Origin of the sequence: Pseudonocardia sp. ICBG1293, assembly GCF_020131355.1 — a bacterium.
Taxonomy (GTDB): Bacteria; Actinomycetota; Actinomycetes; order Mycobacteriales; family Pseudonocardiaceae; genus Pseudonocardia.
This window is the reverse complement of the sequence record NZ_JAHLEL010000061.1, coordinates 1-11,277: the sequence shown is the minus strand read 5'-3', so window position 1 is coordinate 11,277 and position 11,277 is coordinate 1. Positions and strand designations below refer to the sequence as shown.

At 63.3% G+C, this 11,277-nt stretch carries 11 protein-coding genes; 4 read left to right on the top strand and 7 right to left on the bottom strand.

Annotation, left to right across the window (positions count from 1 at the left end):
• The first annotated feature begins 130 nt into the window (after positions 1-130).
• Positions 131-511 (top strand): UTRA domain-containing protein, encoded by a 381-nt coding sequence (locus tag KPF47_RS34855; RefSeq protein WP_224392835.1) that lies wholly within the window; start codon positions 131-133, stop codon positions 509-511.
• 466 nt (positions 512-977) lie between these two features.
• Positions 978-1,544 carry a hypothetical protein gene (locus tag KPF47_RS34850; RefSeq protein WP_224392830.1) on the top strand — a complete coding sequence of 189 codons (567 nt, stop codon included), beginning with the start codon at positions 978-980 and terminating at the stop codon, positions 1,542-1,544.
• A 939-nt stretch (positions 1,545-2,483) separates the two neighbouring features.
• Here KPF47_RS34850 and KPF47_RS34845 read toward each other — a convergent pair.
• From KPF47_RS34845 to KPF47_RS34835, 3 genes are all read right to left on the bottom strand, one after another.
• Positions 2,484-3,710: a protein rep gene (locus tag KPF47_RS34845; RefSeq protein ID WP_224392834.1), complete on the bottom strand. Its 1,227-nt coding sequence runs from the start codon at positions 3,708-3,710 to the stop codon at positions 2,484-2,486.
• 541 nt (positions 3,711-4,251) lie between these two features.
• Positions 4,252-5,481 (bottom strand): FtsK/SpoIIIE domain-containing protein, encoded by a 1,230-nt coding sequence (locus tag KPF47_RS34840; RefSeq protein WP_224392833.1) that lies wholly within the window; start codon positions 5,479-5,481, stop codon positions 4,252-4,254.
• Between the two features lie 81 nt (positions 5,482-5,562).
• A complete protein-coding gene (locus KPF47_RS34835; protein WP_224392832.1) occupies positions 5,563-5,874 on the bottom strand; it encodes a hypothetical protein in 312 nt (103 codons plus the stop codon).
• A 306-nt stretch (positions 5,875-6,180) separates the two neighbouring features.
• Between KPF47_RS34835 and KPF47_RS34830 the strand changes: the two genes are divergently transcribed.
• Both KPF47_RS34830 and KPF47_RS34825 read left to right on the top strand, forming a co-directional pair.
• The gene (locus KPF47_RS34830; RefSeq protein WP_224392831.1) at positions 6,181-6,939 is read left to right on the top strand and encodes a GntR family transcriptional regulator; all 759 of its coding nucleotides are present in this window, start codon (positions 6,181-6,183) and stop codon (positions 6,937-6,939) included.
• 470 nt (positions 6,940-7,409) lie between these two features.
• Positions 7,410-7,976, top strand: a complete 567-nt coding sequence (locus KPF47_RS34825; RefSeq protein ID WP_224392830.1) for a hypothetical protein — start codon at positions 7,410-7,412, stop codon at positions 7,974-7,976.
• A 549-nt stretch (positions 7,977-8,525) separates the two neighbouring features.
• Here KPF47_RS34825 and KPF47_RS34820 read toward each other — a convergent pair.
• The 4 genes from KPF47_RS34820 to KPF47_RS41235 form a co-directional block, all read right to left on the bottom strand.
• Positions 8,526-9,086, bottom strand: a complete 561-nt coding sequence (locus tag KPF47_RS34820; RefSeq protein WP_224392829.1) for a hypothetical protein — start codon at positions 9,084-9,086, stop codon at positions 8,526-8,528.
• A 1,358-nt stretch (positions 9,087-10,444) separates the two neighbouring features.
• On the bottom strand, positions 10,445-10,642 hold the full coding sequence (locus KPF47_RS41240) for an IS3 family transposase (protein ID WP_224388601.1): 198 nt from the start codon (positions 10,640-10,642) through the stop codon (positions 10,445-10,447).
• Positions 10,561-10,908 carry a hypothetical protein gene (locus KPF47_RS40640; RefSeq protein WP_374108940.1) on the bottom strand — a complete coding sequence of 116 codons (348 nt, stop codon included), beginning with the start codon at positions 10,906-10,908 and terminating at the stop codon, positions 10,561-10,563. Before KPF47_RS40640 ends, KPF47_RS41240 begins: the two co-directional genes overlap by 82 nt.
• A 23-nt stretch (positions 10,909-10,931) precedes the next feature.
• The gene (locus KPF47_RS41235; protein ID WP_224392828.1) at positions 10,932-11,141 is read right to left on the bottom strand and encodes an IS3 family transposase; all 210 of its coding nucleotides are present in this window, start codon (positions 11,139-11,141) and stop codon (positions 10,932-10,934) included.
• Positions 11,142-11,277: the final 136 nt, after the last annotated feature.

The window sequence follows — 11,277 nt, the reverse complement described above, 5'->3', positions numbered from 1 at the left end:
GAAACCGGCTCTCACGCAACGAGCGCAGGCCGGGCGTGGAGCCTTCGTCACGACTGTCACGCTGCCGGACTCATCCCCCGACCGTCCGCAACGAGGTGCGAGTCCGAGGCCTCGACCGAAGCTGTCGCCGATGCCCTACACATCGAGCACGGTGTGCACCGGTCTGCGTGCGAGATCGAGTCATGGCAGCCGACAACGAGGTTCTCCAGCTTGCGACGAGCTACCTCCCCCCAACATCACCAAAGGAACCCAGATCGAAGACGACAACAGTGGTCCAGGTGGCATCTACGCACGCCTCGAAGAACTCGGGTACGAGCTGAGCAGCTACACCGAGCGCGTCAGCATCGGCCGAGCCGACGAACAAGAAGCCAAACAAATGAACATAAGCCCCGGAGAGCCGGTGTACCGCCTCTGGCGAACCGCCTGGTCAAGCGAAACACCAGTCGAGGTCAACAACATCACGATCACCGGCAACCGATACGAGCTGGTCTACGAGCTACCAGCCAACTAACCGTCCCAAAGAGGTCTGCCTCCGGCGGCCCCTCCGGGGGGCCTCTGCTCCCGCAGCAGCCGAGAACCCCCCCCCCCCACACCCGAGAGAGAGAGAAGTAGGGGCGGCTCCGGGTGGGGCTGCGGTCACGCCGGCCCCACAGGGCATCAGGGGGCCGCAGGCACCCGCAAGCCTGGACAGCAACCATCCCGACCCCGGGCATGTTGCGGGCACCCACGGCCCCCTGACGGCGCTCCGCACGCCGACGTGACCGCAGCCCCACCCTCCAAGCACCAGCTGCGTATCGCCGTATCGACAACCACCCGAACGTCAACCATCCGTTGACACCGCCACTTCAGAGCAAAACACCCACAACAATACAAATCTCACCTAAAAAGGACACCAGCAAAAACGGCTCGTCGCAGCAGTGCAACTACGCTAAACACCCTCCCTTGACCGATAGTAGTCACCATGCTTGGGTGCCACCATGCAAACAAAGAAGCTTGCACGCTTCCTCGCCACCACAGCATTCATCACCGCCATCGCAATAGGCTCAGCCAGCGGAATCGCCGCAGCAGACACTCCACACTCTGCCAGCGCCCCAGCGGGAATCAGCCAGTCCACCGCTCCCACATTCAACTTCAACAAGGTGAACAACTCCGAAGGAATCGTAACACTCAAGGGCGCAAAGTTCGTCACAGACGGAATCCACACCTCCGTCGTCGACAATAATGGAAAGATTCTTGAAGTCCTTCCGATTAGGATCACTCAGGACGGGAAAACTGCTACCTTCACTTACACTCTAAATGGTGACCACAAGGCCACCGTGCACAGCTCAGCCGATGATAACCGCCAGGTAGGCGAGTATAAAGAGTGGTGGAGGTGCACCCTTGGCACAATCGGCGGAGCGGTGTCTGGTGGACTTGTTGGCGCAGTAGCCGTTGGTTCAGCTGGATCTGTCATCCCCGGAGCTGGCACTGCGGCTGGCGCTGTAGGCGGCGGCGTTATCGGTGCAGTTGGTGGCGGAGCTACTGGTGCCGCCGCGGCATGCTGACCAATTAACTTGATCACTAAAGGGTGAGCCACCAGGAAATATTAAAGCAATGAAAAAGCTTCAAGTTATGAAGCAGCCTCGTCTCTGGCAAGTAATTATCCCTTTTATTGCTGCGGCACTATGGCTTGGCACTGCGCTAATTATTGATATTCCGATTGCGCAAGCGGCGATTTCCCCACTATTTATATTTCCGAACATCATGGGAGTTGTCTTTTTGCTTAGTTATGTTATTCGGAGACCCCGAAAATATCGACAATAGCCCGATGCTATTGAGTGCGCGGCCGCAGCATTGAGGTGCTGGCGCAGCACAGTGACAATAAGTGCTGCGTCCGGGCCGACGCAGTGACTCCAGAGGTGTGCGGCATACGCCCCTGGCAGATCTCCGGGCTCCTGAAGACGGACACGTCGACGTAACCGCAACCCCACCCTCCAAGCACTAGCTGCGTGTCGTCGTTTCGACGACCACCCGAACGTCAACCATACGTTGACACCACCCGTTTTGTCACAAAAGTGCATATCTTGCTGCGCCGTGGACCGGCGTCGACCGGTCGTCGGCAAGCCGACCCGGACCACAGCCCGCCCCGGCGGTCGAGGACCGGAAGCGGCGCGGCAGCACCGGTTCCGTCCGCACGAAACCTCGCACCCGACCAGCGGTCATCGGTGGATGCATAGGTCCGGTGGGCCGTGAAGCGGCGACACCCCCGACAGGACAGTCCCGCTAGAAAGCGCTAGACACGGGTCGCCTTGAGTCGACCCGCCACAAGGCTCGACAATCCAGCATACCTATGCATCATCTGATGATCATGGGCGCGGGCACCCCGAGAGCGGCTTTGAAGCGTCTTTGAACCAACCAGAAACCGATCTTGACCGCCACAACCGCCATAATCAGTGTGCGACCTGCGAAAACCGGGCTCGGTGGGTGGGGTGGCGCCCGACTCCTCAACCATCCTGCTTCGCTTGACGGCCGGTCGAGGAGTCGGGCGCCACCCCACCCACCATCGCCGATAGTGCCCCAGCAACCGACTGTCGATAATGATATTCATGATCGTTTGCTAGTCGAAACTCCGCCTGAGCTTGATGTCGATCTTGTTCGAGTTCAAGTTGCTCTTCTCCTGGACCGAGCATGTCCAGAGCAATGCCCCGTTGGTCGAACCAGACGACCACTGCGGTCCAGCCGCCGTGTCGTCCGGCTCGGCGTAGTGAGTCGAACTCGTAGGCCACCGTGGACGACCAGTCGCGGGAGGACATCATCGCCCCGGTCCGGTTGCCCAGGACCTCGGCGGCGGCGATCTGTTCGTCGGTTTTCTCCTCGCCGGGCTCCCCGTCGGTCAGGGGGCCCTCGATGCCCAGCTCACGGGCCTTGTCGGCGAACCAGGCCCGCATCGGGAACGGGGCCTGGCGCAGCCCCAGGTCCGTCGCGGTCTCGCACCACTCCCGCCAGACCCGCAGATCAGTCTGCGCCTGCTCATCACCGAGCTTGCCCTCGACCTGGGCGACCGCGATGTGCTCGACGATCTCCGCCGGCGTCCGATGCCTGTGACCGACCTCACGGCCCTTCCGGTCCTGGGAGCGGCCGTGCTTAAAGATCCCCCCGACTGCCTCCAACGCGAGCTTGAATGGGTACTTCCCGTAGCTCGCGGCCTGCCCCGAGCCGATCACCTTCACATCCAGCCCGGCGGACTCCCCGTTGACCGTCGCGATCGCTGTCGCCCCGTGCTTGGCCAAGCCAGCGACCCAGCGGTCCCACATCGGCGCGACCGCCTCCCGCGCCGCCTCCGCACTGATCACGCCTTCCACCAGGAAGAACACGTGGTAGTGCGGATGCCAGCCGTGATCGTCGCCGTAGGTGGACTCGAACGCCCGGATCACACCCTTCACCATCCGCGTCCCCAACGCCGACTCGATCGGGAACGACGCCACCCCCAGATTCAGCAGGTCAGCTTCATACGGGCGCTTCGACCGGAGCGCCTGCCACCCGGCGCGCTGCGCGACCAGCAGGTCCCGCAGGGACTGCCCAGCGTGATGCTGCAACGTGAATGTGGCCAACACCACAGAGTTACCCAGGGTCTCCCATGTCTCGAAGGCCTGCGCAAGCTCCCGAGCGCGGTGCACCGCGATCCGCGCACCGCACGGCAGGCACGAGTGCCACGAGCCGCACGTCTTCACCCGATTGACCCCGACCTCGACCCCTCCCTCGCCCTTGCACGGCGCAAATGTGACTCCTATCTCATTAGAGCCTTCGTCGGAAGCGTACCGGCGACACGCCCGCACCTTCTTCAACGGGTTGTGGCGCCACTCCACCCCGGTGTGCAGCGCCCACCGAAGATCAGCACTCGTCGGCTCCTCCTCAACCTCCCAGCCCAGTTCCGAAGCACCCTCAACAACGCTCTGACCTGCTATGGCACGGCACGTTCCTGTGTTCCCAAGGGGGGCGCCTACGGCGCCCCCGGGCTGCCCGCTCCGGCCTCCTGCCTCCGGCCCGGCCGGGCGGACAGCCCCGGGCACCGAGACAACACCAGCAACAGCACCCGCAACGACACGGTGCTCGCCACCGGTGGGGAGCGGAGCTACGATCTGACCTGCCACGTCGGCTTGGTCCTCTCTTACTTGCAGGTTGGACTCGGACTGGTCGCCGTGAGAACCCCCAGGGCTCTAAGACCTGGGGGTTCTTTGCATTCAGCGACGACCAGGGATGACCTTGGCCTACTTACGCGGCTTCATCGTGGAGACGCGCGGTGGCAGTGGCGATCTCGTCCCAATACCAGGCGTAGTCAGACTCCTCCGACAGGCCGGGCAGGCGCGGACCACGGACCCGAGCCAGGGCAGTGGTCGGGGTTTCCAGCAACGCAATGCCGGGATCTGCGTGGGAGTGCTCAGTGGCAAGGTTGCGGGCGTCCTGGTGGAGCATCGGGATGGCCTCACGGTCTGCGACCCGGAACGACATGCGCAATCCAAGCTGGCCACGCTGGAAACCACCCAGGATCGTGGCGTCGGCTCGCTGAGTGACCACCAGGACTCGGAAGCCGACCTTGTGGCCCTCAGTGACAAGACGGCCGTAGAGGTTGAGCAGTTGGTCTCGGACCTTGGCCTCACCACGGGGAGTCGCAAGCGTGGAGGCGAACCCCAGCAGACCGGGGAACTCCTCGAGTACGACAACGATGAGCAGCCGGACCGAAGTGAACTCGGTGATCTTGTCAGCACGCTCCGGCATTCCCTCAAGACGGCGGTCCATCTCATCGACAAGGCGTTGCAGGACATCGCGGTGGGCAAGGACATCACGGGTGCCCATGCTCTGCCAGCCCCGATGACGGGTGTCGTCGTATAGACGGCCCAGGAGTAGACCCGACGGATCACACCCAGCGATCAGGACATCGTCGAGGGCGGCGAGCTGAGCGAGCACCGCATAGCACCAGACGCTCTTGCCCGAGCGGGTCGCGCCCTGGACCACAGCATGCGGAGCATCGGTCCAGCGAATCGCGACCAGCTTGCCGGACTCATCACGGGCGATCGTGATCAGAGTCGTCGCGACCGAGGGCCCACCACCAGCCGCCAGACACGCCGTCACCTCCACGTCGAGCGGATCGGTGGTGTGTAGCTCGATCCGGAGCCACCCCATCCCACGAGGGATAATCCGGACCCGAAGCACTCCCAACGCCCAGGCAATGCGATCAACCTGCGCAATGAAATCCTCCGGCTTCTGGCCAGGCAGCAACTTCACGATCAAAGCCAGGTAGTCGCCGATGTCGACGTTGACCAACCTAGGCACGACAACAGTCTGCCCGGCCGCGACGGAGACCGAACGGCAGAGGCCGACGTGCTCACAGACCTGCCGCCACCGCCAGGCGAAGTCCTCGCGGAGCTCCATCCGGCGGCGATCAAGCTCGCGGGCGGCGCGACGAGCTCGACGGGTGTCGAGGAAAGCCGACAGCAGAGTCATTACGGGGTACTCCGGAGATGAATCGGCCCTGGTCGGGCCGCCGGAAAGCCAGCCCGGCCAGGACCAGTGATCGGGGGAGGGTCAGGCAGCCTTGGGCTGCACAGCGGAATGGATGCCCGACGCGCGAAAGCTGAACGCGGGTCGTCCATCGCGCATGTACGCCGTTGCCACAAGGTCGATGAAATCGACACGATGGAACTTCTTGACCTGCGGCTTCTCACGACTCACGACGGTCACACCGACAACCTCGGCGCGACCCTCCTCCGAGTCATCATCAAGGAAGCAATCCACGACCCAGAGCGGCAGACCAGTCTCACAATCAGTCGCCTGACTATCCGGAACCCTCTTACGCGACCCATCGGACAACTCGGCGTACTCCGCCTTAGAGGTCATTTCAGAACGAGGTCGACGTGTCTGTTGTAGACGACAAGCGGCTATCTGACCTGCCGTTTGATCTGTCGTCGAGGGGTCAATGGAAACTCGACAAGTCGTTCTGAAACGACCTCTTAGACATGAGCTTTCCGCTGGCCAGGAGGTTGAAACGTGCCGGGTCGATGGGCAGGGTACGCAGCATGATGGGCTCCTCCGCTTGAAGTACTCCAATGTCGTCCTCGCACTATGCCGCATATTGAAGTACTCCAAAGCGCCCGCGGGGAAGATCCCACGTTTGGAGTACTCCAGAAGGGATACGGTGCGCGGATGACCACAGCCAGTCCTGCAAATCAGTCATGGCAGGCAATCGCTGCCGACCTACGCAGACAACTGGATGCTGGGGAGTACCAGGCCGGTAGCTGGCTACCACCACGACGCGACCTGATGGACCTGTACGGCGCAGCAGACAGAACTATCGCGCGAGCGCTGCACCAGCTCCGCGACGACGGTTACCTGATCGCACGATCCACTGCTGGCTGGATCGTGCGCGGACAACGATCAGTCGTTCGGTCAACACGAAACCGGCTCTCACGCAACGAGCGCAGCGCCGGGCGTGGAGCCTTCGTCACCGACTGTCACGCTGCCGGACTCATCCCGACCGTCCGCAACGAGGTGCGAGTCGAGGCCTCGACCGAAGCTGTCGCCGATGCCCTACACATCGAGCACGGTGCACCGGTCTGCGTGCGAGATCGAGTCATGGCAGCCGACAACGAGGTTCTCCAGCTTGCGACGAGCTACCTCCCCCGCAACATCACCAAAGGAACCCAGATCGAAGACGACAACAGTGGTCCAGGTGGCATCTACGCACGCCTCGAAGAACTCGGGTACGAGCTGAGCAGCTACACCGAGCGCGTCAGCATCGGCCGAGCCGACGAACAAGAAGCCAAACAAATGAACATAAGCCCCGGAGAGCCGGTGTACCGCCTCTGGCGAACCGCCTGGTCAAGCGAAACACCAGTCGAGGTCAACAACATCACGATCACCGGCAACCGATACGAGCTGGTCTACGAGCTACCAGCCAACTAACCGTCCCAAAGAGGTCTGCCTCCGGCGGCCCCTCCGGGGGGGCCTCTGCTCCCGCAGCAGCCGAGAACCCCCCCCCCCCCACCACCCGAGAGAGAGAGAAGTAGGGGCGGCTCCGGGTGGGGCTGCGGTCACGCCGGCCCCACAGGGCATCAGGGGGCCGCAGGCACCCGCAAGCCTGGACAGCAACCCATCCCGACCCCGGGCATGTTGCGGGCACCCACGGCCCCCTGACGGCGCTCCGCACGCCGACGTGACCGCAGCCCCACCCTCCAAGCACCAGCTGCGTATCGCCGTATCGACAACCACCCGAACGTCAACCATCCGTTGACACCGCCACTTCAGAGCAAAACACCCACAACAATACAAATCTCACCTAAAAAGGACACCAGCAAAAACGGCTCGTCGCAGCAGTGCAACTACGCTAAACACCCTCCCTTGACCGATAGTAGTCACCATGCTTGGGTGCCACCATGCAAACAAAGAAGCTTGCACGCTTCCTCGCCACCACAGCATTCATCACCGCCATCGCAATAGGCTCAGCCAGCGGAATCGCCGCAGCAGACACTCCACACTCTGCCAGCGCCCCAGCGGGAATCAGCCAGTCCACCGCTCCCACATTCAACTTCAACAAGGTGAACAACTCCGAAGGAATCGTAACACTCAAGGGCGCAAAGTTCGTCACAGACGGAATCCACACCTCCGTCGTCGACAATAATGGAAAGATTCTTGAAGTCCTTCCGATTAGGATCACTCAGGACGGGAAAACTGCTACCTTCACTTACACTCTAAATGGTGACCACAAGGCCACCGTGCACAGCTCAGCCGATGATAACCGCCAGGTAGGCGAGTATAAAGAGTGGTGGAGGTGCACCCTTGGCACAATCGGCGGAGCGGTGTCTGGTGGACTTGTTGGCGCAGTAGCCGTTGGTTCAGCTGGATCTGTCATCCCCGGAGCTGGCACTGCGGCTGGCGCTGTAGGCGGCGGCGTTATCGGTGCAGTTGGTGGCGGAGCTACTGGTGCCGCCGCGGCATGCTGACCAATTAACTTGATCACTAAAGGGTGAGCCACCAGGAAATATTAAAGCAATGAAAAAGCTTCAAGTTATGAAGCAGCCTCGTCTCTGGCAAGTAATTATCCCTTTTATTGCTGCGGCACTATGGCTTGGCACTGCGCTAATTATTGATATTCCGATTGCGCAAGCGGCGATTTCCCCACTATTTATATTTCCGAACATCATGGGAGTTGTCTTTTTGCTTAGTTATGTTATTCGGAGACCCCGAAAATATCGACAATAGCCCGATGCTATTGAGTGCGCGGCCGCAGCATTGAGGTGCTGGCGCAGCACAGTGACAATAAGTGCTGCGTCCGGGCCGACGCAGTGACTCCAGAGGTGTGCGGCATACGCCCCTGGCAGATCTCCGGGCTCCTGAAGACGGACACGTCGACGTAACCGCAACCCCACCCTCCAAGCACTAGCTGCGTGTCGTCGTTTCGACGACCACTGCGGTCCAGCACCGTGTCGTCCGTGCTCGGCGTAGTGAGTCGAACTCGTAGGCCACCGTGGACGACCAGTCGCGGGAGGACATCATCGCCCGGTCCGGTTGCCCAGGACCTCGGCGGCGGCGATCTGTTCGTCGGTTTTCTCCTCGCCGGGCTCCCCGTCGGTCAGGGGGCCCTCGATGCCCAGCTCACGGGCCTTGTCGGCGAACCAGGCCCGCATCGGGAACGGGGCCTGGCGCAGCCCCAGGTCCGTCGCGGTCTCGCACCACTCCCGCCAGACCCGCAGATCAGTCTGCGCCTGCTCATCACCGAGCTTGCCCTCGACCTGGGCGACCGCGATGTGCTCGACGATCTCCGCCGGCGTCCGATGCCTGTGACCGACCTCACGGCCCTTCCGGTCCTGGGAGCGGCCGTGCTTAAAGATCCCCCCGACTGCCTCCAACGCGAGCTTGAATGGGTACTTCCCGTAGCTCGCGGCCTGCCCGAGCCGATCACCTTCACATCCAGCCCGGCGGACTCCCCGTTGACCGTCGCGATCGCTGTCGCCCCGTGCTTGCCAAGCCAGCGACCAGCGGTCCCACATCGGCGCGACCGCCTCCCGCGCCGCCTCCGCATGATCACGACCGCCTTCCACCAGGAAGAACACGTGGTAGTGCGGATGCCAGCCGTGATCGTCCCGTAGGTGGACTCGAACGCCCGGATCACACCCTTCACCATCCGCGTCCCAACGCCGACTCGATCGGGAACGACGCCACCCCAGATTCAGCAGGTCAGCTTCATACGGGCGCTTCGACCGGAGCGCCTGCCACCCGGCGCGCTGCGCGACCAGCAGGTCCCGCAGGGACTGCCCAGCGTGATGCTGCAACGTGAATGTGGCCAACACCACAGAGTTACCCAGGGTCTCCCATGTCTCGAAGGCCTGCGCAAGCTCCCGAGCGCGGTGCACCGCGATCCGCGCACCGCACGGCAGGCACGAGTGCCACGAGCCGCACGTCTTCACCCGATTGACCCCGACCTCGACCCCTCCCTCGCCCTTGCACGGCGCAAATGTGACTCCTATCTCATTAGAGCCTTCGTCGGAAGCGTACCGCGACACGCCCGCACCTTCTTCAACGGGTTGTGGCGCCACTCCACCCCGGTGTGCAGCGCCCACCGAAGATCAGCACTCGTCGGCTCCTCCTCAACCTCCCAGCCCAGTTCCGAAGCACCCTCAACAACGCTCTGACCTGCTATGGCACGGCACGTTCCTGTGTTCCCAAGGGGGCGCCTACGGCGCCCCCGGGCTGCCCGCTCCGGCCTCCTGCCTCCGCCCGGCCGGGCGGACAGCCCCGGGCACCGAGACAACACCAGCAACAGCACCCGCAACGACACGGTGCTCGCCACCGGTGGGGAGCGGAGCTACGATCTGACCTGCCACGTCGGCTTGGTCCTCTCTTACTTGCAGGTTGGACTCGACTGGTCGCCGTGAGAACCCCCAGGGCTCTAAGACCTGGGGTTCTTTGCATTCAGCGACGACCAGGGATGACCTTGGCCTACTTACGCGGCTTCATCGTGGAGACGCGCGGTGGCAGTGGCGATCTCGTCCCAATACCAGGCGTAGTCAGACTCCTCCGACAGGCCGGGCAGGCGCGGACCACGGACCCGAGCCAGGGCAGTGGTCGGGGTTTCCAGCAACGCAATGCCGGGATCTGCGTGGGAGTGCTCAGTGGCAAGGTTGCGGGCGTCCTGGTGGAGCATCGGGATGGCCTCACGGTCTGCGACCCGGACGACATGCGCAATCCAAGCTGGCCACGCTGGAAACCACCCAGGATCGTGGCGTCGGCTCGCTGAGTGACCACCAGGACTCGGAAGCCGACCTTGTGGCCCTCAGTGACAAGACGGCCGTAGAGGTTGAGCAGTTGGTCTCGGACCTTGGCCTCACCACGGGGAGTCGCAAGCGTGGAGGCGAACCCCAGCAGACCGGGGAACTCCTCGTGAGCTTCCCCCGGTTTGCCGGAGTGCGGGTTACCTGTCGGCGTCGCGCTGGGCGCGACGATAGTCGTCTTCGTACTCGTCGGGTGAGAGCCCTCCGAGGCGGGCCTGGATCCGGCGCGGGTTGTACCAGCCGTCGAGGTAGCGGATCAGCGCATGCTCGGCCTCGCAGCGGGTCGCGAAGCCCGTCCCGGGCCAGTAGAGCAGCTCGATCTTGAGCGTGGACCACAGGTTCTCGGCGAGGGCGTTGTCATAGCTGTCCCCTGTGGACCCTGTCGACGGGGCGACACCCGCGTCGACCAGGCGCTGAGTGAATCGCAGTGCCGTGTATTGGCCCCCTTGTCGCTGTGAAAGATCAACTGACCGGGACGCAGGCTCCGGGAGCGCAGCGCGTGGTTGAGCGCGGTCAGCACCAGCACCGTCGTGGCTCGCGGGTCGGTGGCCCAGCCGACGACCCGGTTGGAGAACGCGTCCCGCACCGAGGCCAGCCACAACACGCCCTCACCGGTGACGATGCGAGTCAGGTCCGCCACCCACACCCGGTTGGGCGCGGTCGCGGTGAAGTCGCGTTCGAGCAGGTCCGGCGCCGGCGGTGGGCCGGATTCTGCCGGGTCGAGCCGCCCTTCCAGCCGCGACGCAGGTGCGCGCCCTGAAGGCCGTGCTCGCGCATGATCCGAGCGACGCGCTTGCGCCCGACGTGCACGCCCTGGCGGCGCAGCTCCAGCCACACCCGCGGGATCCGTAGGTGGTGGCGAACTCGCTCACCGAGCGGATCTTCACGATCTGCTCAAGCAGGACGGCGTCGTCGAGCTGCCGCTGAGAGGGGTTCGCGCGGCGGGCGCGCCAGTCGTAGTAGGTCGGGGCCG